Source organism: Phenylobacterium hankyongense (genome assembly GCF_003254505.1).
In the GTDB taxonomy this organism is placed as follows: domain Bacteria; phylum Pseudomonadota; class Alphaproteobacteria; order Caulobacterales; family Caulobacteraceae; genus Phenylobacterium; species Phenylobacterium hankyongense.
In genome coordinates this window covers 1,765,673-1,788,030 of the sequence record NZ_QFYP01000001.1, presented here as the reverse complement: position 1 = coordinate 1,788,030, position 22,358 = coordinate 1,765,673, and the positions used below count along the sequence as shown (strand labels likewise).

Here is a 22,358-nt window from a genome sequence, read left to right as displayed (position 1 = left end):
TCACAGCGGCGCCGGAGAACGTGGGTCTGCAACCCGACACAGCCGCCCGCGTTATCTAGCTAGGCCATAGAGGTCAGGAAATCATCATGCGCAAGACACTCAGCTCGGCGGCCATGGTCGCCCTCATCGCCCTGCCGCTGATCGCGGGCCCGACCGGGGCGAGCGCCTCGTGCCGGGGCCGTGCGAACACCGGCACGGCGCTGGGCGCGGTCGGCGGGGCCCTGCTGGGCAACTCGATCTCGCGCGGCGGCGGCGGCGCGGTCATCGGCGGCATCGGCGGCGCGGTCGTCGGCCACCAGATCGCCAAGAGCGGCTGCGGCAGCAGCTACACCCGCCACAGCTCCTATCAGCGCAGCCACACGCGGTACGCCAGCTCGCGCGACGGCCGCTCCTCGGGTCACGTCTATTACGACGAGCGCGGCAATCCGATCCGCCGCTGAGGCGGCCTAGCCGGACGCCGGCGGGCTCTCGTCAGTCCGCCGGCGGCGGCGCGGTCTCGGCCTTGCGCAGCCGCATCTTGTCGAACTCCGACCAGACGCCGGCGTCGCCGTCCCATTTCCCGCGGGTGGCGGCCTTGGAGTATTCGGTCGAGCGGGCCTCGAAGAAGTTGGCGTGCTCGACGCCCGACAGCATCGACTGCAGCCAGGGCAGCGGGTTCTCCTTGGCGCCGTAGACTTCCGGCAGGTTCAGCTGGCGCAGGCGCCAGTCGGCGATGAAGCGGATGTACTTCTTGATGTCGTCGGGGGTCATGCCCTGCACCTCGCCGGCCTCGAAGGCCAGGTCGATGAACTTGTCCTCCAGACCCACCACCGTCTTGCAGCAGTCGACGATGTCGTCGGCGACCGACTTGGTGACCGCGCCGGTCTCCTTGTTGAAGGCGTGGTAGAGCTTGATGATGCCCTCGCAGTGCAGGCTCTCGTCGCGCACCGACCAGGAGACGATCTGGCCCATGCCCTTCATCTTGTTGTGGCGCGGGAAGTTCATCAGCATGGCGAAGCTGGCGAACAGCTGCAGGCCCTCGGTGAAGCCGCCGAACATGGCGAGCGTGCGGGCGATGTCGGCGTCGGTGTCGACCCCGAACTTCTGCATGTAGTCGTGCTTGTCGCGCATGGCCTGGTAGTCGAGGAAGGCCGTGAACTCGGCGTCCGGCATGCCGATGGTCTCGAGCAGCAGGGCGTAGGCGGCGATGTGGATGGTCTCCATGTTGGAGAACGCCGCCAGCATCATCTTCACTTCGGTCGGTTTGAAGACGCGGGCGTAGCGCTCCATGTAGTTGTCGTTCACCTCGACGTCCGACTGGGTGAAGAAGCGGAAGATCTGGGTGAGCAGGTTGCGCTCATGGTCGTTGAGGTTGGTCGCCCAGTCCTTGAGGTCCTCGCCGAGCGGGATCTCCTCCGGCATCCAGTGGACCTGCTGCTGCTTCTTCCAGAACTCGTAGGCCCACGGATAGCGGAACGGCTTGTAGGCCATCGAGGGCGTGAGCAGGCCCGGCAGGGCGCGGAGGCTGGAACGGGTCGGAGGCGAGGCGGTCACGGAACTTTCCCTCAAGGGACGGAATCGAGGATGCTGTGGAACGACGATCTAAGGTTACCAGCGAACGGTTCAACATCTAGCGCCAAGTTGGCGCAGGTACCCAAGATGTTGTGAACAGGTTGGGGACAACGATGGGCGGCGGCTATGTGGTCTACGGCGCGGCGGGGTCCGGGTCGGTGGCGGTGGAGGCGGCGCTGACGCTGATCGGCGCGCCCTACGAGGTCGTCGAGCGGCAGACCTGGGCCGATGAGGCCGCCGCCGAGGCGATGGCGCGGGTCAATCCGATGCGGCAGGTGCCGGCCCTGGCGCTGCCGTCGGGCGAGCTGATGACCGAGAGCGCGGCGATCCTCACCTGGCTGGCCGACAGCCATCCGGCCGCGGGCCTGGCGCCGGGCGTGGACAGCCCGCTGCGGCCGCGGTTCCTGCGCTGGATGAGCTATGTGTCGGCGCAGATCTATTCGCTCTACTGGGTGCGCGACGACATCACCCGGCTGGCGGCGGACCAGGCCCACGAGGCGGTGCTGCGCGAGCGGACGGCGGCGCGGATCGAGCACTGCTGGCGGATGATGGAGGCGCAGGCCGAGCCGGCCGGGCGGTTCCTGCTGGGCGAAGAGATCTCGGCGCTCGACCTCTACGTGACCGTGGTGTCGCGCTGGGGGCCGCGGCGCAAGGGCTTCTACGTAGCGGCGCCGCGGCTGGGCGAGGTCGTGCGGCGGGTCGACGCCGAGCCGCGGCTCGGCGACCTGTGGGCGCAGCGGTTCCCGTTCACGGAGGGCTGGGAGGGCTAACGGCCCTTGGTCTTGCTGACCACCACGCCGACGCCGGCGCCCACCGCCGCGCCGACCGGGCCGGCCACCACGGCCCCGGCTATGGCGCCGGTGGCGGCGCGCTGCTCGATGTTGTGGCCGCAGGCGGCGGTCAGCAGGGCCAGGCCGGCCGCCGTGATGAGGGTGAACGCCTTGCGCATATGAAGCCTCCTCTGTCGCAGCCCCGCCAGACCATGCGATTCGGTCGGCAATCGGGCGCTCAGCGCATCGCTGATCAGCGCCGGGGCTTGATCGACAGGGTGAAGGCGACCATCGAGTCCTGTCGGGTGTCCTGGCCGAACACCATGTGCTGGCCCTTCACCTCGCGGTGCATGTAGCCGAGCGAGGTCTGCACGATGCCCTTGCGCCAGCCGACGCCGACCTGGGCGTCGCCGACCAGGGTCGAGGTGGGATCGGTGGTCCAGCCGGCGCGGTCCCAGGCCCCGTCGTTGCGCAGCATGTTCAGGCCGACGGCGCGGCCGCTGGCGGCGGCGAACAGGTACCAGCGGCCCTGGTCGCCGAAGCTGGCGCCGTCGCGCACGCCCATGGACTGCAGCTTGCGCTTGGCGGTGTCGTCGAGGCGGCGGCTGAGCTCCAGCCGGGCGCCGGCCTCGGCGGAGGTCCCGCTGGAGGTCATGCCGACCCCGGCGTGCGGCGACAGGTCGACGCCGAAGCGGTCGGTGGCGAAGGACACCGCGCCCGGCCAGTCGCGGACCACGGTCACCTCGTAGGCGCGGGGCGCGAACTCGGCGCGGTCGGGGCTGAACGGCAGGCCGCCGGGGGTCAGCATGGGGCCGCCGACGCCGACGCGCAGGGAATCCACCGGACCGTCCGGGCGATTGGAGAGCTGCACCTCGCCGGAGTTCCAGCGCGCCAGGCCCTCGCCCGCCACATAGGTCTCGCGGTCCAGCAGCCGGCCGATCTCGTCGTCGCCGACCACCGGGGACCGGGGCGCGAAGGCGGCGTCGGCCAGGGCCGAGGCGGAGGATCTGGGCGTGAGGGTTGGGGGCATGAAGGTTTGGGCGGCGACCGAGGTCCCCGCGCCACATCCCAGGACGATGGCCAGCATAGCCACCCGCCGCATCTACGTCTCTCCCACCCGCATCGTGGACGTGCGGTTCAACAGTTAGACTTCCACGAATAAGCAAAGCCGCAAAACGAAATCGGGTTCCCGATGGTTAGCGGCGATGGGGAAAGAGGCGTTGATTCAGCGTAGTTGCGTGTCTATCGCGCACCGAGACTGGCGAGGTCCTGAATGCACTGTTCCCGTATCAGGCGAGCGCGGCCTAATCTTCAACCGCCTTTAAATCGCCCCGATTGAGCTTGCCCCCGGCCGCCTATTGGCAGGCCAGGCACTCCTCGTAGTCGGTCTTCGCCGCGCCCGACATGTCCACCGCGACCTGGGTTTCGCCGCCGGCGTGGGCCGCCCGCTGCACCGACTTGGAGCGCAGGTAGTAGAGCGACTTGCAGCCGCGCTCCCACGCTTGCCAGTGCAACATGTGCAGATCCCACTTATCAACATCGCCCGGCAGGAAGATGTTCACCGACTGCGACTGGCAGATGTCCGGCGTGCGGTCGGCGGCCAGCTCGACCACCCAGCGCTGGTCGATCTCGAAGGCGGTCTTGTAGACGTCCTTGTCGTCCTGGCTGAGGAAGTCCAGGTGCTGGACCGAGCCCTCGTTCTCCAGGATCGAGTCCCAGACCGCGGCGGTGTTGTGGCCGGTCTGGTCGAGCAGGCGCTCCAGGTAGGGGTTCTTGACGGCGAAGGTGCCGGACAGGGTCTTGTGGCTGTAGATGTTGGCCGGGATCGGCTCGATGCCGGCGCTGGCGCCGCCGCAGATGATCGAGATCGAGGCGGTGGGCGCGATCGCCAGCTTGTGGGTGAAGCGCTCCATCACCCCGCGCTCGGCGGCGTCCGGGCACGGCCCGCGCTCGGCGGCCAGGGTGCGGGAGGCGGCGTCGCACTGGCGGCGCAGGGTCTTGAAGAGCCGCATGTTCCAGGACTTGGCGAGCGCGCTCTCGAACGGCACGTTCTGCGCCTGCAGGAAGGTGTGGAAGCCCATCAGGCCCAGGCCCACCGAACGCTCGCGCTGGGCGGCGTAGACGGCGTTCTTCATCTCCGGCGGCGCGCGGTCGATGAAGTCCTGCAGCACGTTGTCGAGGAAGCGCATGACGTCCTCGATGAAGGTCGGGTGGTCGCGCCACTCCAGGAACTTCTCGGCGTTGACCGAGGACAGGCAGCAGACCGCGGTCCGCTCCTCGCCCAGGTGGTCCTTGCCGGTGTGCAGCATGATCTCGGAGCAGAGGTTCGACTGGCGCACCTTCAGGCCGAGCTCGCGCTGGTGCTGCGGCAGGGCGCGGTTCACGGTGTCGGCGAAGATCAGGTAGGGCTCGCCGGTCTGCAGGCGGATCTCGAGGATCTTCTGCCACAGCGAGCGGGCGTCGACCTCGCGGACCACGTCGCCGGTCTTCGGCGAGCGCAGGCCGAACATCTCGCCGTCGCGCACGGCTTCCATGAAGGCGTCGGTGATCGAGATGCCGTGGTGCAGGTTCAGGGACTTGCGGTTGAAGTCGCCGGAGGGTTTGCGGATCTCCAGGAACTCCTCGATCTCCGGGTGGTGGATGTCGAGGTAGACCGCCGCCGAGCCGCGGCGCAGCGAGCCCTGGCTGATCGCCAGGGTCAGCGAGTCCATCACCCGGATGAAGGGGATGATGCCGCTGGTCTGCCCCGCGCCCTTCACCTTCTCGCCGATCGAGCGCACGCCGCCCCAGTAGGTGCCGATGCCGCCGCCGTTGGAGGCCAGCGCCACGTTCTCGTTCCAGACGCTCTGGATGCCTTCCAGGCTGTCGGGCACGGCGTTCAGGAAGCAGGAGATCGGCAGGCCGCGGCCGGCGCCGCCGTTCGACAGCACGGGCGTGGCGGGCATGAACCACAGGTTCGAGATGTAGTCGTAGATCCGCTGGGCGTGGTCGGCGTCGTCGGCGTAGGCCGTGGCCACCCGGGCGAACATGTCCTGGTAGGACTCGCCCGGCAGCAGGTAGCGGTCCTCGAGCGTGGTCTTGCCGAAGTCGGTCAGCATGGCGTCGCGCGAGCGGTCCACCTCGACCTTCCGAACGAGCTGCAGCTGCGGCCGCTCAGGCCGCGCCTGGGCCCGCTCCGCCGTGCCGGCAACCCCAACCTTCGCCGCTTCGCTGGTGCTCATGTCCCAAAACCCATAACTATCAGGAGCTTCAGGCCCCCCTGGCCCCAGGCTCCACCTGACTACATCTTGTGGGCCAGGCCCGTCGATGACCCACATATGGGGCCACAGGCGCTAAGGAGTCGTCAATGAGGGGCGACCATCCGCCCCCAGGCTTTTTTGCTAACGAGACCTTAACAGCCCTGCCCCGCCCTCGGCGGATCGGGAGGCTGAACGGTCCCCAGCCCTCGGCTGCTCACGCGACTGTGACCATTCCGTTATATGGGAAGGGCTCAGCGCAGGGGCCAGACCGCGGCGATCAGTAGCGGCCCCACAATCAGGACGAGCAGCGACAGCGGGGCGCCCAATCTCGGGTAGTCGGAGAATCGGTAGCCGCCCGGCGCCATCACCAGGGTGTTGCACTGGTGGCCGATGGGGGTGAGGAAGTCGCAGGCCGCGCCGACCGCCACCGCCATCAGGAACGGGTCGGCGTGCAGGCCGAGCCGCTTGGCCACCCCCGCCGCGATCGGCGCGAACACCAGCACGGTGGGGGCATTGTGCATGAACGGCGCGCTGATCATCGCCAGCGCCATCATCACCCCCATCGCCACCAGCGGCGGCGCCACGCCCATGACGTGGGACAGCAGGCCTGCCACCAGGTCCGCGCCGCCGGTGGTGTGGATCGCCTCCCCCACCGGAATCAGCGCCCCGATCAGCACCAGCACCGGCCCGTCGAGGGCGGCGTAGGCCTCGCGCATGCGCAGGCCGCCGAGGGCGACCATGGCCACCGCCGCGGCGAAGAAGGCGATCGCCACCGGCGCCAGGTGGAAGGCGATGGCGAGCATGGCGGCGGCGAGGATGGCGACCGGCGCCAGCGCATGGCGGATGCCGCCCAGGCGCACCTCCCGCTCCGCCAGCGGCAGCAGGCCGAGCGTCTTCAGGGCGCCCGGCAGGGTGCGCTCGCCGCCCTGCACCATGATCACGTCGCCGGCCCGCAGGCGCAGGCTGTTGAGCGTCTGGTTCAGCCGGTAGCCGCTGCGGCTGACCGCCAGCAGGTTGACGCCGTGCTGGCCGTGCAGGTCGGCGCGCTGGGCCGACTGGCCGGTGAGCATGGATTCCGGACTGACGATGACCTCCACCACCCGCACCTCCTCGGTGGGCTCCTCCATGGCCACCGGCCGGTCGGAGCGGGTGAGCTTGAGCTTGGCGCGGGCGATCAGCTGGTCGAGGGCCTGGTGCTCGCCCTCCAGCACCAACTTGTCGCCGGGCCGCACCAGGGTGTTGGCGTGCGGCGCGCTGCGGCGCTTGCCATCGCGCAGCAGGGTCATCACCGAGACGTCGCCCTCGGCCAGCGCGTGCAGGTCGCCGACCCGGCGCTTCTCGGCGCTCCAGTCCGGCGGGACCTCGACCTCGGTGACGTAGGGATTGGCGGCCAGCGCCGCGTCGATGGTCTCAGCCGGCGCGCGCGAGGCCGGCAGGATGCGGTAGGCGAAGCACAGGAAGACCACGCCCAGGCCGGTGAGGCTCAGCCCCACGGGGGCGAAGTCGTACATCCCGAACGGCTTGCCGAAGAGGTCCTGGCGCACCTGGCTGACGATGATGTTCGGCGAGGTGCCGACCAGGGTCACCAGCCCGCCGAGCAGCGAGGCGAACGACATCGGCATCAGGAGCTTCGACGGCGGGGTGCCGGTGCGCCGCGCGACCTGCAGCGCGATCGGCATCAGGATGGCCAGCGCGCCGACGTTCTTGGTGGTCATCGACAGCAGGGCGACGGCGGCGACGAACACCGGGACCTGGGTGGCGGCGGACGTCAGCTTCGGGGTGATCGGCCGCAGGATCGCCTCGATGAGGCCGGAGCGGGCGAAGCCGGCGCTGACCACCAGGGCGCAGGCGATGATCACCACCACGTCGCTGGAGAAGCCGGAGAAGGCGGCCTTGGCCGGCACCAGCCCCAGCAGCACCGCAACCACCAGCGCGGCCAGCGAGATCAGGTCATAGCGGAACCGCCCCCAGATGAAGCAGGCGATGGTCAGCCCGATCAGCCCGAAGGCCAGGGCCTGCTGCAGCGTCATGAAATCCCTCACGCCCGGCCCCGACGGCGGCGGCTGAGACGTTCAACGCACGGTCGCGGTTGGGGTTCAGGGCGGGGAGGCGGGGCGGGGCGCGACGGTTGGAGGGTCCGCTTCGCGAGCGTTGGCCTGGGTCGGCTTACGACCCATTGCGGACGTTGGGAACGTCCCTCAGGTTCTTCCGGTGAAGACGTTCAAACCAAGGATCAGTGCGTGGGTGGTGCTGGCCGCCGCCTGCGCACCCATTGCCGGGATTGGCGCCGTTGATCTCGTGCTGGCCCCGACCGAGTGGCCCTACGGGGTCGGGTGCATCGCGCTCGGGGTGATCGTTGTCGGCTACAACTTCACGGCCCGCTTATCTATCGACGCCGATTTCGTGACCTTCAGCCGCTACGGGCGCGTCGTGTGGCGCGCACCGAGATCGGGCACTCAGATCGAAGATGGCTTAGCTGGAGACATGCCGTTCATCCCCGCACTCATTCTGAGACAAGGTGGCAAGAAGGTTGGGTTCGTCCTCAAGGGATGGTTCGACGATAACGCGCTCTCGGAGCTTCGGAAGGCTGTCTCGCCTTCGACCAACGTCCGCTAACCACCCTCAGCAGCCGTTCTTCAGAAGCTGGACCGCAGGGGCTCGACCCACGGCAATTCGGCCGCCAATCGCTAATGGGGCCGGGCCTCGGTCTGCACGGAGGACGCCTCCCGTCCGCCCATCGTTTCGGGCCGAGCGGAGTAGATCACCTCACCGGCAGTCACCTCGGGCTCGCCCTGATAGAGGTCGGACAGGTTCTGCCTGATCCAGTCGAGGGCGCGGTCTTTGACGCGATCGGCGTCCTCGCGGGTCTCGAACATGGTCACCGACAGGCCCACCCCACCACCGGCGTCGATGATGTGGTAGCCTTTGAATCCGGTGGCCGCGACCAGCATCGGGGCAAGTCCGGCCTCGGCCCGCGCAGCGGCCTCGGCCACGGAGCTCATGGATTGGAAGCGACGTGTAATGACGTACATGGCTCGCTCCTGCGGCGCTCTTCGCCAATCCCTCCCGACGGCCCATTCTGGACCCGCGGCCCCCCATCCGCACGTGAATTCACCCTGCGGGCGGCCGATCTCGGCCCCCTTGCATGAGGCCGATCCGCGCGCTACACACTGAACTAGATGGTTCAGTTTTCGGCGCCTCGCCTCGACGCCTCCTTTGCCGCGCTCTCGGACGCCACGCGACGCGGCGTCCTGGAGCAGCTCGGGCGTGCGGATGCTTCGATCACGGAGCTTGCAGAGACGTTCCACATGACCCTCACGGGCATGAAGAAGCACGTCGGCGTCCTGGAGCGGGCGGGGCTGGTCACGACGGAGAAGGTCGGGCGCGTGCGGACCTGCAGGCTCGGCCTGCGCGGGATCGAGGAAGAGGCGGCCTGGATCGAAGGGCGCCGCCAGATCTGGAACGCACGCTTCGACGCGCTGGACGACGTCGTCGAGGCCCTGAAACGGAAGGAGGAAGCCGATGGGCGACAGAGCGAGTAGCGGCCGCACGGCGGTCGAACGGAGGTCCGAGCGCGAACTCGTCGTGACGCGCACCTTCAACGCCCCGGTTCGCCTCGTGTTCGACGCGTGGACCAAGCCCGAGTTGTTCAAGCTGTGGTGGGCGCCGAAGTCGAGCGGCGTCCCGCTGCTGTCCTGCGAGATGGATGTGCGCACGGGCGGCGGCTATCGCATCGCGTTCGGACACGACGCCTCGGACTCCATGGCCTTCTTCGGCAAGTATCTCGAAGTGTCGCCGCCTTCGCGCCTGGTCTGGACCAATGACGAAAGCGATGACGCCGCCGTCACCACGGTGACCTTCGAGGAAGAGGACGGCAGGACGCTGCTGGTCCTGCAGGAACTCTATCCCTCGAAGGACGCGCTCGACGAGGCTTTCGTCGGCATGGAAGACGCGATGCCCGAGCAGTTCGAGCAGTTGGATGAACTGCTCATCACCCTGGGCGCGAGGGTGTGACGCATCGCCTGATCCGGCCTCGGCCTCAGTTGGTTCTTCGCGCCACGATGTAGCGGAAGGCGTTGGACAGCTCGTAGCCGCCATCGTCGGTCCTGAACGGCCCGATCGCCTCCAGGATGGCGTTCGCGACCGGGGCTTCGCCGGAGGTCTGGACGGCGCGGACGGCGGGGCCTGCGGCGAGAAGCCCGCGTACAGCCGAGCCGTCGTCACCGAAGCGGAACACGCAGGTCGCGACGCCGGAAGACACCGCCTGGAGGTCAGCCTGGCTGGCGAGGTCTTCCAGGGCGCCGGGCGGCGAGAGCGCCCACGGACCGGGCGCGCCTGGAGGGGGCGGCGGCATGAGGGATCCCAGCGCCTTCAGGTAGCCGCTCATCTGGCACTGCTCGGGCTCGCCCCACACCGCCGCCACCAGGCGCCCGCCGGGCTGCATGACGCGGCGCGCCTCGCGAAGGGCGTTGACGCGGTCAGCGGCGTACTGAAACGAGTTGAAGCCGGTCACCACGTCGAACGCACCGTCCGCGAAGGGCAGCTCCTCCAGCTCGCCGACCCGCAGGTCGGCCTCCGGCGTGCGCGACCTGGCGATGCCGATCAGGTCGGCGGCGGCGTCGAGACCGGCGACCTTTGCGCCCATCTCGCGCGCGACGGCGACCGCCAGCCCGGCGCCGCAGCCCACATCCAGCACCGAATTTCCGTCGCGGACCTCGGCGGCTTCCAACGCCTGCCGATAGAGCGGCTCGAATGCGACCTCCTGCAGATCCGCCCACTCGCGAGCGCGCGCGCCCCAAAGCGCGCCCTGTGCTTGCGCCGTTCCCAATGCCCCCTCCCCGGAATGCTGCTTATGGCCGAGCTTGGGCTGTGGCCTAACGCCGGTCAAGGAAGCCAGGGCGGGGCTAAGCCATGGTCAGGCGGACATCGGCGCGGTGCGCTGCGGCTTGCGGTCGAGGTGGCGGCCCGGCTATGTGCGCGCGGGTCTCATCGCAGGCCTCAGGGGAACGTTCGAATGGGTAATCGGGTCATCGCCGGCGTCGCGGGCGCCATGCTCCTCGTGGCCGCGGGTTCAGCCTCGGCCCAGCCGGCCGCCCCGCCGCCGCCCACGGCGCCCTTCGCCATTCCGAACCCGACCTACGCCACCATGGTGCTCGAGGTCGCGGTGGCGCGGCCGGCCGAGGCCGTGTGGCGGCGGGTCGGCAAGTTCTGCGATATCGGCGAATGGATGCGCACCAGCTGCGCCATCACCTCCGGGTCGGACAGCCAGCTCGGCGCCGTCCGGAAGCTGGGGCTCGGCGTCACCGAGATGCTGGTCGGCAAGACCGACCGTTCCTACACCTACGCCCAGCCGGTGCGCGCGGGCGTGCCCTACAACGCCTATCACGGCACGCTGGAGGTCAAGCCGGTGACGGCCTCGACTTCCAAGCTGGTCTATTCCTTCTTCTACGACACCTCGATGCTCGCCGACGACGCGGCCCGCGCGACAGAGAGCGCCAACCGTCGCGCCCGCTTCACCCAGGCGCTGCAGAACATGAAGGTGCTGGCCGAAGGCGGAACCCTGCCGCCGGCGCCCTGACGCCCGTGTTGCAGCCGCTCGGCGGCGCGTCGCCCGCACCGGGCTTCGGCGGATCCTGGGGTGGCCGGCCCGGCGGGCGGTGATGGCGCACGGCGCAGCGGTCGAGACCGACGGCCAGGCGTTCATCGGCCGCGCGTTTCGCTGGCTGCTGGCCTGAGCGCCTTACCGGGCCTTCGACCTGTTCAGGGCCACCGCGGCCCGGACGAGCGCCTTGAACGCGTCGCCATCGAGGTCATCGCCCTCATGGAGATCGATGGCGCGCCGGGTATTGCCCTCCAGGCTGGCGTTGAACAGGCCCGACGGGTCCGCCAGCGAGGCGCCCTTGGCGAAGGTCAGCTTGACGACGCTCTTGTAGCTCTCGCCGGTGCAGATCATCCCGTCGTGGGACCACACCGGAACGCCGCGCCACTTCCACTCCTCGACCACCTCGGGGTCCGCCTGCCGGATGAGGGCGCGGACCTGGGCGAGCGTCGCGCCCCGCCAGTCGGCCAGGTCGGCGATCCTCGCGTCGATCAGCCGGGACGGGGTTTCGCCCTCGCTCGTTGCGCTCGTCTTCATGTCGCCTGCAGCTCCATCGGCCGTTTCTCCCATCCTGCGGCGGACAGGCGGGGTGTGTCGATATCGGCGTTCCACCCCCGCCGGTCGGCGACGACCCGAACCTCGACCGGAACGAACTGAGCGCTCTGCCAATTGAGGGGGCCGGCGAAACGGCCGGTCGCCATGCGGCGCGAGCGCCGGCGGGTCGAGGGAGGCTGCATGCGTCGGACGACGATTGTCGGACTGGATCTCGTCAGGTTCTCGGCCGCCATACTGGTGGTGTTGTACCACATGACCTACTGGATCTCGGCTCCCGACCCGACAAGTCCGCCGCGAAACATCACCGGCGGCGTCTTCGACTTCAGTCGATTTTCGGTGAACTTCGGATGGGTCGGCGTCGAGATATTCTTTGTTCTGTCCGGGTTCGTGATCTCCTACAGCGCCTCGCAGTCCGACGCCTTCGGCTTTCTGAAGGGGCGGGTCCTGCGCCTCGCCCCGGCGGCCTGGATCTGCGCGTCGGTGACGCTGCTGGTGTCGCTGGCCATCGGCTACGTCGGCGTCGCCGACGGCGTTCTGGAATGGACGCGGAGCGTTCTGTTCTACCCGTCGGGCCCCTGGATCGACGGCGTCTATTGGACGCTCGGCATCGAGGTCAGCTTCTACCTGGTGATGTTCGCCCTGCTCTGGTCGGGGCGCTTTCGGCACGTCGAGGCGGTGGCGGCCACGATCGGCCTGGTCAGCACGGCGTTCTGGCTGCTCTGGCTGCTGGCCCCGAGCGACGCGCTGACGAGCCTGGCCGGCAAGCGGCTGTGGGCGCTTCTGCTGATCCGTTACGGCTGTGATTTCACCGTCGGGGTGATGCTCTGGCTGTCCATGGTGCGCGGCCCGACGAAGGCGCGCCTCGCCGTGCTGCTGGCCTGCTGTCTCGGCGGCGTCCTCGAGATCGCCTACACGGCGCAGGCCGAGCGGATCCCGGTGGGCGGGGCGGCGATCGCCGCCTGGCTGCTGGCGATCGGACTGATGGCGGCCTCGGTGCGCTGGAACGCCCGGCTGGCGGCCTGGCCGGCCGCCGACCGATGGGCGCGACGACTGGGGCTCGCGACCTATCCCCTGTACCTGACCCACCAGGTGGTCGGGTCGGCGCTCATGGCGGCGCTCTGGCGGTTGGGCCTGTCGCAACTGGCCTGCCTGCTGATCACCATAGCGGCGGCCGTCACCTTCTCCGTAGTGGTCGCGGAGGCCTGGGAACCCGCCCTCCGCAAGCCGCTCGCCAGGTTGTTCGGGCTCATCGAGCGGCCCGCGCGCTGGCTGCTGCGCGCGCAATCCGCCTAGCGCCGCGCGAAGTAAAGCTTCGCCGTGATCTTGGCGTAAATTGTTCGTTATCGGGGCTGTGCAGAAATCATGACCCATGCCTTACTGTAATCGGCAGGAACAGTTGCCGATGTCGTCTTCGATTTAACAATAGATAAGCGCCGGAAACGGCGATGTTGTTCGCATGGAAGGATGCGGGGCAATGATGGCGCGCGCACGGTTGTGGACAGCCACACTCATCGTCGCCCTGGCCGGCGGCTACGCCGTCGCGTCGGATCCGACCGACTCCTGGCCGTCGCCGACGAGCCGCACCAGCCCGGAGGCGGCCGCCGAACAGGGGCCGTCGGTCCGGATCGCCCGGCGCGTGGTCGACGCCGCCGGCGCGTTCGAACGGTTCGTGCGCACCGCCAGCGCCGTCGGCCCCGACTTCGACGGCGCCGCCTCGGTCTCCGGCGCCCTGATGGCCAGCGCCGCCTACGACCCCCGCCAGCTCGAGGAGGGCGCGGTGGCCTACGCCTCGCTGGTCGCCCTGCAGGAGCCGGCCTTCGTGGAGGCGCTGCAACGGCTGGCGGCGGATCCGGCCGAACGCGCGGGCTATGTCGATCGCCTGACCGCCACGCCGGACCTTGTGCTCGAGCTGGCGGGCGCGCCGCAGGCCGCGGCCATGGCCTCAGACGCCCTGAACGGCATGGGCGCCACCCTCGTCAGCCGCGGCCGGGTGGTGAAGCAGGCCGCCTACACGGTGCAGCACCAGCCCTGGGCGCTGGAGCCGGTCACGCAGCCGGAGGAACGCCTGGCGCGGGTCGAGGCGGCCGGCGGAACCCGGGCGCGGCTGAGCGAGAGCGAAACCCGCCAGCTGCTGACCGGCGTGGTGGCCCGCCGCCGCGACCGGGACGACGACCTGGCCGCGCCACGGCCCACGGCGACGGTGCTGCGCGGCCTGGCGCTGGCCGCCGCGGCCGTGCTCGGCCAGGCGGGCGAGAGCCGCACCGATGCGCTGTCGCGGCTGCTGAGCGAGCCGGACAACGGCGCCTGCCTGCGGCGCGCCAAGCTCAACCTGCACCAATGCGTCGCCGCCTCCGGCCCGCAGTACGAGGACGTCTTCTGCGTGGGCGAATACGCCATGGGCGCGACCGGCCAGTGCATCGTGAAAGCCGCCGGCGGAAGCGACATGTCGGACGGGATCCGGGTGCCGATCGCACGGGGCTACGGGTCAGGCGGCCCGGACTCGGTGTCGGTGCCCGTCGCGCGCGGCTCCAGCACGCGAGAGACCGGGGCGCCGGATTCCGGAGCGCGGGATTTCGGGACGCGGGACTCCGCAGCGCGGGATTACGGAACCCGGGATTACGGGGCGCGGGACTCCGTCGTGCAGGATCCCCTGGCGCGAGATCCCCACGTGGTCCCGGGATTCAATCCCCCGACCCAGGCGCCGGAGTCCGGCGTTCCGGACCGGGAGCGGCCGCCGTCGTCAGATTGGTGACGGCACGTCTCGCCGCTTCGCTGGCGACGGAGCGACGCCGGCCGGGTGACCCAGCCGGCGTCTCAGTGAAACTCGACCGAGGCTACATCCAGAGGCGGGAGAACCCGGTCCTGGAGGCGGCGATCGCGCGAACCCGCTGCGCCGCGCCCTTGCCGTCCATTTGCCCGACGATGTGACAATCGCAGAGCAGCATGTGGGCTTCGGCGTCGGACAGTTCGAAGAACGACTGGGCGTCGCCGAGGGTGTCCCCATGCAGGCCCGCCTCCCGCAGCACGGGGTCGGCGGCGGCCACCGAGATGGGGGAGTTGTCGCCGCGCAGCAGCGCCCGCTCGCGTTCGGCGTAGAATTCCACGCGCGACAGCGGCTTCAGCTGGCGATGCGGTTCGCGGCCGAGCAGCTCCGCCCAGCGTTGCAGGCGTTCGCGTCTCGACAGGGTCGGGGCCTTGACCTGTTCGATATCGGCCAGGCCGTCGAATTCATGGATGGGCTGATGTTTCATGTCCTGTCCTCCCGACGTCCCCGCTAAGAAACTTCGGAAGGGGCCGGACGTATCCCATGCGGCCAGATCAAGTCTTGTTGGCTGCGGCTCAGCTGGCGGGCCGGGCGACAGCCGACCTCACCGGCCTTCGGCGAAGGCGACCAGCTGCTCGGCGCGGTGACGCCAGAGGCCCGCGCGGACCACCTTGTCATGACCGCGCTGGGCCAGGGCCTTGCCCTTGCCGCTCTCGATGAGGCCGCCCACCACCTGCGCGGCGGTCTCGGGCCGGGCGCGGTTGAAGAAGGCGACGCCCTGGCCGCCGCCGAGCAGGGTGTCGAGCTGCTCGCTGTAGTCCGACGCCACCGCCGCGCCGGCCAGCGCGGCGTAGACGGCCCGCTCGTTGGCGCCGTTGCCGGCGTTCAGATTGAGCACCACCCGGGCGTTGCCGTAGATCGCCTGCAGCTCCCTGAAATCCACCCGGTCGAGGTAGGTGACGTTCTTGCGATCGCCGAACAGCGCCTGCCATCCCGCGCCGCAGATGGTCAGCGGCAGCCCCGCCTCGACCAGGGCGCGGAGGATGTTGATGCGGTCGATGTTGCGGACGTAGGTGAGCGGATCGCACAGGAAGTCGCGCATCATGGCGTCGAATTCCGGATCGTCCCCGAGCCGGGCGCCCAGCTTCAGCCTGGCCGACGTGGCGTTGAAGGCGTCGAGCAGCGAGGCGTTGCGGTCCCCGAGCAGGGCCTCGACCACGCCCATCAGCAGCTGCTTGCCCGGGCTGTCCGGCGCCTGTTCCCACACGCGCTGCGGCACGCCGTTCCAGGTCGCCGCCACGAAGATCGGCCAGTCGCGCGAGCGGTAGTCCTTGACCGGCGCGGTCGGCAGCTCGCCGCCCGGCAGCAGGGTGATTCCGCGCCCCGGCAGCTTCACGGCCTGGGCGTACCGCAGGTGGTTGCGGTTGGCGTAGATCGCGTAGCGTCCCTGAAGCTCGCGCTTCAGGGACGCCGGCGCGTAGATCGGGTGATCGAACTGCCAGCCGACGAACTTGACGCCCAGGGCGTCGAACAGGGAGACGCCGTTGCCGAGCGTCAGCCCGCCGAAGAAGGAGCTGAACGACACCACGGCGTCCGGACGGGCGCCCTGCAGCTCGGCGACCAGGGGGGCGGTCTGCGCCGCGCCGTCGGTCACGTGGGCGGACTGATCGGAGATGGTGGCGTCGTGGCCAAGCTCGGCCAGGGCCTGGCGCAGGGCCGAGGCGAAGTGGCTGTACAGATGGCCGTCCGCCATCGCCTTGATCAACAGAAGCTTCAACGCGCCGCCCCGCAGCCGTCGCAGCGGAGCACCGCGACGCAGCCGAAGCCAGTCGTATCGCGACTCGCGCCGAGGCAAAGCCGGGCGCCCCGGCGCAGGGGCGTCGGCCAAGGCCGGCGACCCAAAGCGGACGTAAGAAGGGAGCGCCGGGCCGGCGCTCACGCTCGGTTAACCGCGGCGCTGGCGGCGAGGGTGGAAGGCCTCACCTGACGCAAGCCGCGCCACCATTTCGGCGATCTTCGCGGCGCGACGTTCCGGCCCCTTCGCCTGGTGGACGCGATAAAGCACCGCGAAGCGGTTCGCGGCGTCGAGACTGTCGAAAAACCGGCGCGCATCCGGCTGCGCATCGAGGGCGGCCAGAAGGTCCGGGTCCGGCGTGGCGCGGCCCTGGGGCGCGTATGCCGCGTCCCAACGTCCATCGGCCTTGGCGCGCGTCACCTCAGCCAAGCCTTCGGGCTTCATTCGACCATTGGCAATCAGACGCTCCACGCGCTCCCGGTTCATCTGGGACCAGGCGCTGCGGGCCTTACGCGGCGTGAACCTGACCTTGTAATAGTCCTCGTCCACGCGCCCGAGCTGCCCGTCGATCCAGCCATAGGCGAGTGCGCTGTCGATCGCGTCCGACTTGCTTAGCGTCGCCTCCGGCGCGCCCGGCTTGCCGAACGTCAGCCAAGCGCCAGCGGCTGTTTCCGGCTGACCTGCGAGCCAAGTCTCGAAGGCTTCGGCGTCTCGGAAGGTAAGGACCGGAAGTTCTGGCGAAGACACGCGAGCTCCAGTTTGCGACGTAGATCGGCCATTGATCCAGAGCGTGGGAGCTTAATGCAATGACGCTCGGAATGACCGCTCCCCCACCCGTTGCGGACCTTCGCCGACGCCGATCGCCAGAGTCCCGGAAGGTCCGCTTCGCGACCAAGCCGGCGTGCGACCCTGAGCGGACCCTCAGTCGCAGCCATCGACGAGAACCAGTTTGCTGTTGGTCGTCCTGTGGCGCACGTCGAAAAGCGCCTGAGCGTCGGGGTCGTCCAGGAAGGCCTTCGCGTTCTCGCGCGATGGAAATTCGAGAATGACCATCAGTTCCGGCGACCAGTCGCCTTCCATGACGGTCGGCTCGACCCCTCGAACGATGTAGCGTCCCCCGTGCTTCTGGATGAACGCCGGGATGGCGGACACGTACGGCCGGAAGCCTGGGAAGTCGTGAACGGCGAAGTCGAGCACGAGAAAGGCCTTCATCTTCTGTCCCGAGTTTGCGCGGAAGGCGCGGTCCACAGAGTCGGTTGGGCGAGGTCGGCTGTCCACCCGTTGCGTACGTTTCGCACGCGCTTCATCTCCGCTTCCGACCCCGTCACGGACCTTGTTGAGGATGGCCTTTAGGTCCACAAAATCAGCGGGCGGCGAGGATCCGGAAGGCCGCGCCGCTGCCGCACAGACCGTGACATTCAAAGCGTTGAGGACATAGGCCACCGACGAGACGCGGGAGCGGATCAGCCATGAAACGCAATCATAGGCTCACCATTGCGATCGCCGCGGGAGCGGTCGCAGTCCTGGGCGGCGCAGCCATTTCCGCGGCGGACAAGTACGCGCTGATATCCCCGGGCGGAATCGCGTTCTCTGACTTCAGGGGGTACGAGGACTGGGCGGTTGTCTCGTCTGCTCGGACCGACGAAGTGCTCAAGGTGATCGTCGCCAATCCGACCATGATCAAGGCGTACAAGGCCGGCGTTCCGGGGAACGGCCAGCCGTTCCCCGACGGCTCCAGGATCGTAAAGCTGCAGTGGAAGCCGAAGAAGAGCACGGAGGCCCCCTTCGTCGTGGATGTGCCGGACGTCTTCACGCAGGCCTTTGTCATTGAGAAGGACGCCAAGAGATTTCCGAAGAGCGGCGGATGGGGATACGCGTTGTTCAACTACGATGCCGCAGCCGACAAGTTCACGTCCGATCCAGCCCTCTCGGACTGCGGACACGCATGCCATTTGGCCGTGAAGGCGAAGGACCACATCTTCCACCCGTACCAGAGGCGCTGAAGCCGGGCGTCCGCTCTCCGGCCGGCGCGCAGCGTCGCACAGCCACGTTGCGCGGCCGGCTGATCTGCCGAACGCGCGAACGGCGCTCAAGTCTGCGCCGTCGAACGCTTACGCCTGGGCCATTTCAACGCCGCTGGCCGCTTGCCGGACCACGTCGGCGACGGCTGCCGGATTGGAGACGTAGATGGCGTGACTGCCGGGGACCTCGACGACGGTCGCGCCGGCCCGCTTGGACATGAATTCCTGGGCGGGGGGCGGGATCATCTTGTCGTCGCGCACCTGGAGGTACCAGCTCGGCTTGGACTTCCAGGCCGGCTCGGTGACCACGCCGGCAAGGGCGTCGACGCCCCACGGGACCTGGGCGTCGGCCATGAAGCCCGCGGTTTCGGGGTCCACATCGGCCGCGAACGCCTTGGCGAACTTCGCCTTGTCGAGCATCAGATGCCCGTCCGCCGGCGGCAATATCGGCGGCGGGTCGTATCCGGGCACGGGATTGGCGATGAGGCTGTTGACGGACTCGCCCTTATCCGGGGCGAAGGCGGTGACGTAGACCAGGCCGGAAACCTTGGGATCGGTCCCCGCTTCGGTGATCACGGCGCCGCCGTACGAGTGGCCGACGAGGATCACCGGCCCGTCCTGCGCGTCGATGACCTCCCGGGTGGTGGCGACGTCCCCCGCCAGGGACTCCGTCGAGTTCTGGACGACGCTGACGTTGAAGCCCGCCTTCTTCAGGATGTCGTAGACGCCCCGCCAGCCGGCGCCGTCCACGAAGCCGCCGTGCACCAGGACGATGTTGTTGATCTTAGGCATAGCGCCACCTCGCGTTGAATCCAGAGGAGAACCAGGAAGTGCCTATGGCCACGCCCGGACGCGCAGGTGAGATCGCAATGCCCGCACGCTGGTTCGATCTCGCGCCCGTCGCGGCCATCGGCGAACTTTAGGCTCCGGATATCACCGGTCAACGAGCAGCCTTCGGTTCCTGGCCTGAAGCCGATGACTAACTTCCACCCAAGCCGGACCTGCCCCGGTTTCGAGCTGCGTCGCCCCTGGCTTGCTAGCTGGGCGCGAGCACCGCCTCGGGCATCTCGATGTCGATCTCCAGCGTGGAGACCTGGTCCCCGCGGTCCAGGCGGACCACGACCTTGTCCCGATCGATGGGGATGTGGCGGGCGATCACCTCGAGGATCTCGCGCTCGAGAATGGCCGCGAGGTCGGTGCGGCCGGAGAGCGTCCGCTCGTGGGCGAGCAGCAGCTGCAGGCGGTTGCGGGCGACCGGGGCCGAGCGGTTGCGGCTGAAGAAGCTGAGGATGCTCACGCCGCCGCCGCCTTCCGCCCGAACAGGCGGTCCATGAGGCTGCGACGCTCGGCGGGCGGGCGGACGGCCACCGTCTCGCCCATCAGCCGGCGGGCGGCGTCGGCATAGGCGCGCGCCACCGACGACAGCGGGTTGTGCAGGGTGACCGGCGCGCCGACGTTGGAGGCCGTGAGCACGTCAGGGCTCTCCGGGACGATCCCCAGGAGCGGGATGGCCAGGATCTCCAGCACGTCCTCGACCTTCATCATTTCGCCGCGCGCGGCCCGTCCCGCGTCATAGCGGGTGAGCAGCAGGTGCTTCTCCACGCGGCCCCCGTCCTCGGCGCGGCGGGTCTTGGAATCCAGCAGGCCGATGATGCGGTCGGAGTCGCGCACCGACGAGACCTCCGGGTTGGCGACCACGACGGCCTGGTCGGCGAAGCGCATGGCGAGGGTCGCGCCCCGCTCGATGCCGGCGGGGCTGTCGCAGACGATCCAGTCGAACCGCTCGCGCAGCTCGTCGATCACGCGCTCGATGCCGGCCTCCGTCAGCGCGTCCTTGTCGCGGGTCTGCGACGCCGGCAGCAGCCACAGGTTGTCGAGCCGCTTGTCGCGGATCAGCGCCTGCTGAAGCTTGGCGTCGCCCTGCACCACGTTCACCAGGTCGAAGATCACCCGGCGCTCGGCGCCCATGACCAGGTCGAGGTTGCGCAGCCCGACGTCGAAGTCCACCACCGCGACGCTCTGGCCGGCCTGGGCCAGCGCGGCGCCGAGCGCCGCCGACGACGTCGTCTTTCCCACGCCGCCCTTGCCCGACGTGACCACCAGGACCTTTGCCATTGGACGCTCCTTTGCTCGCCGGCCGACGAGATCGTTGTTCAATCAAGCGCGCTCAGCCTGAGCGCGCCGCGGTCGCACAGGACCTGCGCAGGTCGGCCGTGCAGGGGCGCGCCCCAGTGCTCGGCCACGCGGAAGAGGCGGTCGATGCCCACCAGTTCGGCTTCCAGCCGGGCGCAGAAGATGCGCGCCTCGGGCCCGGACCGCAGGCCGGCGATGGCGCGGCCGCGCAGCGGTCCGTAGACGTGGATCGAGCCCCCGGCGATCACCTCCGCCCCGGAGGCGACGGCGCCGATGACCGTCACGTCGCCGGCCTCGAAAACGATCGACTGACCCGACCGCACCGGCCGGTCGATCAGCAAGGTTCCGGGGGCGGGACGGACGTCCGGAGCCGGGCCTTCCTGCGGCGGGGCGGCGAGGTCGCGGCCGGGCAGGCCCCGGGCGAGCCGCGCCCACGGAGTGCCCGCCAACAGCGACGCATCGACGCCCTCGACGCCCACCAGCCGCAGATCGCGGGCCTCGAACCCGTCGAGAACGATGGCGGCGACCGCGCCGTCCTTGGCGCCCGCCGCCGACAGATCGACCACCAGAGGGCGTCCGCGGAAGAAGGCCGGCGCGCGCGCGAGCTCGTGGTCCAGGGCGGCGAACCAGTCGGCCATGGGGAAGTCCGGCGCGACGACCAGCGCCATGAAGCTCCGGTTCCAGAAGCGGACCTTGGGCGCGAGGGGGGCGTCCTGGGCGGCGGCGCTCATCGGTCCGACGCCAGCCACTCGGTGATGTAGGCGTGGGTCTTCCGCACCAGGCGGGACGGCCCCGAGAAGTGGAACTCGCTGCCGAACATCCGGCGTTTCTCGACCCAGCTGATCGGGCCGGTGTCCTCGGCGGCCAGCGCGCTGCGCAGCTGCCCGCGCCTCGACCGGGGCACGAAGGAAACATAGGTCACATCGGTCACGGCGGCCTCCCTGCCCAGTGGCGGTCGCGCCGATCAGCCGGTGAGTCTGAGGCGCTGAAGGGGGCGAAAGGCGGCCGTTCCATGGCGCAGAGGTGTGGCGCAGCGCAGCGGCCCGTGGGACAGCATCGCCCAGGTCGCCAGCCGCCCGCGACGTCGGCCGGGTGCGCATTCGGCGAGGTCCGGGCGGCGGATTTCGGCCCCAGGGCGGCGGCTGTTTTTCACCCCGCGCCGCGATTTCCAGCGGATGCTCCCGACCCGCTCGCGGACCTGAGCTGACGACCTGAGCTTAAAGGCCCGGCGGACCCTCACGGGCGTCGTCGCCGCCGCGGTGAGGATGGCGTCTGGTATTGAGCGGCTTCGACGGGCAAAAAGGGCCGATGTCCGACCTGCCGCCGCCGGGCGCCTGGGCGTCGCCCTCCACAGCGCGCAACCGCGAGCCCATCCTGCGCGCCTTGAAACCGCGCCTGCCGAGCCGCGGCCTGGTCCTGGAGATCGCGGCGGGCGCCGGCGAGCATGCGGTCTACAACGCCGCCCTCCTGCCCGACCTGCAGTGGCGGCCCACCGACGGGGACGCCGAAGCCTTGGCCAGCATCGCCGCCTGGCGCGACCACGCCGGCCTGCCGAACCTGCTGGCGCCGCTGCGGCTCGATGCGTCCGATCCCGACGCCTGGCCGGTCGAGCGGGCCGACGCGGTGGTCAACATCAACATGATCCATATCTCGCCGTGGTCGGCGACGCAGGGCCTGATGGCCGGCGCGGGGCGCCTGCTGCCGTCCGGCGGCGTGCTCTTCCTCTACGGCCCCTATCTCGAAGCCGACGTCGAGACCGCCCCCAGCAACCTGGCGTTCGACCAGAGCCTGAGGCGGCGAAACCCGGCCTGGGGGATCCGGCGCCTGGACGAGGTGGCGGCGCTGGCCGCGGCGCACGGCCTGGCGCTGTCCGAGCGCATCGCCATGCCGGCCAACAATCTCTCGCTGATCTTCCGCAAGGCCTGAGCGAT

At 69.5% G+C, this 22,358-nt stretch carries 27 protein-coding genes; 10 read left to right on the top strand and 17 right to left on the bottom strand.

Annotation, left to right across the window (positions count from 1 at the left end):
* Window positions 1–86: 86 nt before the first annotated feature.
* Complete coding sequence (locus tag DJ021_RS08675; RefSeq protein WP_165837159.1) at window positions 87–440, top strand: glycine zipper 2TM domain-containing protein; 354 nt, start codon at window positions 87–89, stop codon at window positions 438–440.
* A gap of 31 nt (window positions 441–471) precedes the next feature.
* Here DJ021_RS08675 and DJ021_RS08670 read toward each other — a convergent pair whose 3' ends face one another.
* Window positions 472–1,494: a ribonucleotide-diphosphate reductase subunit beta gene (locus tag DJ021_RS08670; RefSeq protein ID WP_424444191.1), complete on the bottom strand. Its 1,023-nt coding sequence runs from the start codon at window positions 1,492–1,494 to the stop codon at window positions 472–474.
* 170 nt (window positions 1,495–1,664) lie between these two features.
* Between DJ021_RS08670 and DJ021_RS08665 the strand changes: the two genes are divergently transcribed.
* A complete protein-coding gene (locus DJ021_RS08665; RefSeq protein WP_111457166.1) occupies window positions 1,665–2,321 on the top strand; it encodes a glutathione S-transferase family protein in 657 nt (218 codons plus the stop codon).
* Here DJ021_RS08665 and DJ021_RS08660 read toward each other — a convergent pair.
* The 4 genes from DJ021_RS08660 to DJ021_RS08645 form a co-directional block, all read right to left on the bottom strand.
* On the bottom strand, window positions 2,318–2,500 hold the full coding sequence (locus tag DJ021_RS08660; protein WP_111457165.1) for a hypothetical protein: 183 nt from the start codon (window positions 2,498–2,500) through the stop codon (window positions 2,318–2,320). The genes DJ021_RS08665 and DJ021_RS08660 overlap by 4 nt on opposite strands.
* 74 nt (window positions 2,501–2,574) lie before the next feature.
* The gene (locus DJ021_RS08655) at window positions 2,575–3,423 is read right to left on the bottom strand and encodes a lipid A-modifier LpxR family protein (protein ID WP_133254973.1); all 849 of its coding nucleotides are present in this window, start codon (window positions 3,421–3,423) and stop codon (window positions 2,575–2,577) included.
* A gap of 253 nt (window positions 3,424–3,676) precedes the next feature.
* Window positions 3,677–5,542, bottom strand: a complete 1,866-nt coding sequence (locus tag DJ021_RS08650; RefSeq protein WP_111457163.1) for a ribonucleoside-diphosphate reductase subunit alpha — start codon at window positions 5,540–5,542, stop codon at window positions 3,677–3,679.
* 269 nt (window positions 5,543–5,811) lie between these two features.
* The gene (locus tag DJ021_RS08645) at window positions 5,812–7,590 is read right to left on the bottom strand and encodes an SLC13 family permease (protein ID WP_111457162.1); all 1,779 of its coding nucleotides are present in this window, start codon (window positions 7,588–7,590) and stop codon (window positions 5,812–5,814) included.
* A gap of 214 nt (window positions 7,591–7,804) precedes the next feature.
* On the opposite strand from DJ021_RS08645, the gene DJ021_RS08640 reads away from it, so the two are divergent.
* Window positions 7,805–8,176 carry a hypothetical protein gene (locus DJ021_RS08640; RefSeq protein WP_111457161.1) on the top strand — a complete coding sequence of 124 codons (372 nt, stop codon included), beginning with the start codon at window positions 7,805–7,807 and terminating at the stop codon, window positions 8,174–8,176.
* 71 nt (window positions 8,177–8,247) lie between these two features.
* On the opposite strand, the gene DJ021_RS08635 is transcribed toward DJ021_RS08640, so the two are convergent.
* Window positions 8,248–8,592 (bottom strand): hypothetical protein, encoded by a 345-nt coding sequence (locus tag DJ021_RS08635; protein ID WP_111457160.1) that lies wholly within the window; start codon window positions 8,590–8,592, stop codon window positions 8,248–8,250.
* A 147-nt stretch (window positions 8,593–8,739) separates the two neighbouring features.
* On the opposite strand from DJ021_RS08635, the gene DJ021_RS08630 reads away from it, so the two are divergent.
* Entirely contained in the window at window positions 8,740–9,102 is a 363-nt protein-coding gene (locus tag DJ021_RS08630; protein WP_111457159.1) for an ArsR/SmtB family transcription factor, read from the top strand.
* On the top strand, window positions 9,083–9,574 hold the full coding sequence (locus DJ021_RS08625; RefSeq protein WP_111457158.1) for an SRPBCC family protein: 492 nt from the start codon (window positions 9,083–9,085) through the stop codon (window positions 9,572–9,574). The genes DJ021_RS08630 and DJ021_RS08625 overlap by 20 nt, the downstream gene beginning before the upstream one ends.
* Before the next feature lie 25 nt (window positions 9,575–9,599).
* Here DJ021_RS08625 and DJ021_RS08620 read toward each other — a convergent pair whose 3' ends face one another.
* Window positions 9,600–10,388, bottom strand: coding sequence for a class I SAM-dependent methyltransferase (locus tag DJ021_RS08620; protein WP_165837158.1), 789 nt, complete (start codon window positions 10,386–10,388; stop codon window positions 9,600–9,602).
* Between the two features lie 186 nt (window positions 10,389–10,574).
* On the opposite strand from DJ021_RS08620, the gene DJ021_RS08615 reads away from it, so the two are divergent.
* Window positions 10,575–11,138, top strand: a complete 564-nt coding sequence (locus DJ021_RS08615; protein WP_165837157.1) for an SRPBCC family protein — start codon at window positions 10,575–10,577, stop codon at window positions 11,136–11,138.
* 162 nt (window positions 11,139–11,300) lie between these two features.
* Here the strand turns inward: DJ021_RS08615 and DJ021_RS08610 are convergent, their stop codons facing one another.
* Window positions 11,301–11,696 (bottom strand): DUF1801 domain-containing protein, encoded by a 396-nt coding sequence (locus DJ021_RS08610; RefSeq protein ID WP_111457156.1) that lies wholly within the window; start codon window positions 11,694–11,696, stop codon window positions 11,301–11,303.
* A gap of 198 nt (window positions 11,697–11,894) precedes the next feature.
* On the opposite strand from DJ021_RS08610, the gene DJ021_RS08605 reads away from it, so the two are divergent.
* Together DJ021_RS08605 and DJ021_RS08600 are read left to right on the top strand one after the other, a co-directional pair.
* Window positions 11,895–13,007: an acyltransferase family protein gene (locus DJ021_RS08605; RefSeq protein ID WP_165837156.1), complete on the top strand. Its 1,113-nt coding sequence runs from the start codon at window positions 11,895–11,897 to the stop codon at window positions 13,005–13,007.
* 199 nt (window positions 13,008–13,206) lie between these two features.
* Window positions 13,207–14,466: a hypothetical protein gene (locus DJ021_RS08600; RefSeq protein ID WP_111457154.1), complete on the top strand. Its 1,260-nt coding sequence runs from the start codon at window positions 13,207–13,209 to the stop codon at window positions 14,464–14,466.
* Window positions 14,467–14,548: 82 nt separating this feature from the next.
* Here the strand turns inward: DJ021_RS08600 and DJ021_RS08595 are convergent, their stop codons facing one another.
* The 4 genes from DJ021_RS08595 to DJ021_RS08580 form a co-directional block, all read right to left on the bottom strand.
* Entirely contained in the window at window positions 14,549–14,965 is a 417-nt protein-coding gene (locus DJ021_RS08595) for a hypothetical protein (RefSeq protein WP_111457153.1), read from the bottom strand.
* A 117-nt stretch (window positions 14,966–15,082) separates the two neighbouring features.
* Window positions 15,083–16,255 carry a glycosyltransferase family protein gene (locus DJ021_RS08590; RefSeq protein WP_133254972.1) on the bottom strand — a complete coding sequence of 391 codons (1,173 nt, stop codon included), beginning with the start codon at window positions 16,253–16,255 and terminating at the stop codon, window positions 15,083–15,085.
* Window positions 16,256–16,423: 168 nt separating this feature from the next.
* Window positions 16,424–17,020, bottom strand: coding sequence for a YdeI/OmpD-associated family protein (locus DJ021_RS08585; protein ID WP_111457151.1), 597 nt, complete (start codon window positions 17,018–17,020; stop codon window positions 16,424–16,426).
* A gap of 174 nt (window positions 17,021–17,194) precedes the next feature.
* A complete protein-coding gene (locus tag DJ021_RS08580) occupies window positions 17,195–17,485 on the bottom strand; it encodes a DUF1330 domain-containing protein (RefSeq protein ID WP_111457150.1) in 291 nt (96 codons plus the stop codon).
* A 257-nt stretch (window positions 17,486–17,742) separates the two neighbouring features.
* Here DJ021_RS08580 and DJ021_RS08575 point away from each other — a divergent pair, with 257 nt between their 5' ends.
* The gene (locus tag DJ021_RS08575) at window positions 17,743–18,276 is read left to right on the top strand and encodes a cytochrome P460 family protein (protein WP_111457149.1); all 534 of its coding nucleotides are present in this window, start codon (window positions 17,743–17,745) and stop codon (window positions 18,274–18,276) included.
* A gap of 108 nt (window positions 18,277–18,384) precedes the next feature.
* On the opposite strand, the gene DJ021_RS08570 is transcribed toward DJ021_RS08575, so the two are convergent.
* The 5 genes from DJ021_RS08570 to DJ021_RS08550 form a co-directional block, all read right to left on the bottom strand.
* The gene (locus tag DJ021_RS08570; RefSeq protein WP_111457148.1) at window positions 18,385–19,086 is read right to left on the bottom strand and encodes an alpha/beta hydrolase; all 702 of its coding nucleotides are present in this window, start codon (window positions 19,084–19,086) and stop codon (window positions 18,385–18,387) included.
* Window positions 19,087–19,330: 244 nt separating this feature from the next.
* On the bottom strand, window positions 19,331–19,591 hold the full coding sequence (gene minE / locus DJ021_RS08565; RefSeq protein ID WP_111457147.1) for a cell division topological specificity factor MinE: 261 nt from the start codon (window positions 19,589–19,591) through the stop codon (window positions 19,331–19,333).
* Entirely contained in the window at window positions 19,588–20,409 is an 822-nt protein-coding gene (gene minD, locus DJ021_RS08560; RefSeq protein ID WP_111457146.1) for a septum site-determining protein MinD, read from the bottom strand. The genes minE and minD overlap by 4 nt, the downstream gene beginning before the upstream one ends.
* A 38-nt stretch (window positions 20,410–20,447) precedes the next feature.
* Window positions 20,448–21,158 carry a septum site-determining protein MinC gene (minC, locus tag DJ021_RS08555; RefSeq protein ID WP_165837155.1) on the bottom strand — a complete coding sequence of 237 codons (711 nt, stop codon included), beginning with the start codon at window positions 21,156–21,158 and terminating at the stop codon, window positions 20,448–20,450.
* Window positions 21,155–21,358 (bottom strand): hypothetical protein, encoded by a 204-nt coding sequence (locus DJ021_RS08550; RefSeq protein ID WP_111457144.1) that lies wholly within the window; start codon window positions 21,356–21,358, stop codon window positions 21,155–21,157. Before DJ021_RS08550 ends, minC begins: the two co-directional genes overlap by 4 nt.
* Window positions 21,359–21,735: 377 nt before the next feature.
* Between DJ021_RS08550 and DJ021_RS08545 the strand changes: the two genes are divergently transcribed.
* A complete protein-coding gene (locus DJ021_RS08545; RefSeq protein ID WP_111457143.1) occupies window positions 21,736–22,353 on the top strand; it encodes a DUF938 domain-containing protein in 618 nt (205 codons plus the stop codon).
* The last annotated feature ends 5 nt before the right edge of the window (window positions 22,354–22,358 follow it).